Below are 874 nucleotides of genomic sequence, written 5' to 3'. Positions count from 1 at the left end.
TAAATACTCGAGGAAATCTCAATGGCACAAGTTATTAATACCAACTCCCTGAGCCTGGTAGCACAGAACAACCTGAATAAATCACAGTCTTCACTGGGTACCGCTATCCAGCGTTTATCTTCCGGCGTGCGTATTAACAGCGCGAAAGACGATGCCGCGGGTCAGGCAATCAGCAACCGTTTCACTTCTAACATCAACGGTCTGACGCAGGCTTCCCGTAACGCCAACGACGGTATCTCCATTGCGCAGACCACCGAAGGCGCACTGAACGAAGTCAACGACAACCTGCAGAACATCCGTCGTCTGGCTGTGCAGTCTCAGAACGGCACCAACTCAGAATCTGACCGCAAGTCCATCCAGGACGAAATCAACGCGCGTCTGGCTGAAATCAACCGTATCTCTGAACAGACTGAGTTCAACGGCGTGAAAGTTCTGAGCTCAGATCAGACCCTGAACATTCAGGTCGGTTCTAACGACGGTCAGACCATCGAAATCAACCTGAGCAAAATGAACTCCACCACCTTAGGCATGGACGGTTTCGACGCCACTAAAGTCGCCACCAAACTGAGCGTCGGTTCTAAACTCAGCGGTGATGATTCAGGCACTGCAGCCAATGTGGTTCTGAGCCAGACTGATATGGATGCCATGAAAACTGAAGCCTTTGGTTCAGGCGGCACCGGCGAAATCTACTCCACCAAAGACGGCAGCGGCAACACTGTTTACGTCGCAGTGGGTAAAGACGGATCCGGCGCAGATGTGGCGATCACCATGGACGCCACCTTCAGCGCAGGTTCCGGCGGCGCGGCTGATACCGTGTCCTTCTCTGCAGGCACCACCGCGACTGCCGATCAAATGGCAGGCGTTGGTCAGCTGA

The 874-nt window shown here is 53.5% G+C and carries 1 protein-coding gene; it reads left to right on the top strand.

Features of this window, described 5'->3' with window-relative positions; genetic code table 11:
• Positions 1-21: 21 nt before the first annotated feature.
• On the top strand, positions 22-874 hold an 853-nt coding region (locus J1778_RS00150), incomplete at its 3' end, for a flagellin N-terminal helical domain-containing protein (RefSeq protein ID WP_238484487.1).

Source organism: Rahnella bonaserana (assembly GCF_019049675.1).
Taxonomy (GTDB): Bacteria; Pseudomonadota; Gammaproteobacteria; order Enterobacterales; family Enterobacteriaceae; genus Rahnella; species Rahnella bonaserana.
Note: the sequence above shows the minus strand (reverse complement) of the source record. Positions and strands in the feature narration are given on the sequence as shown.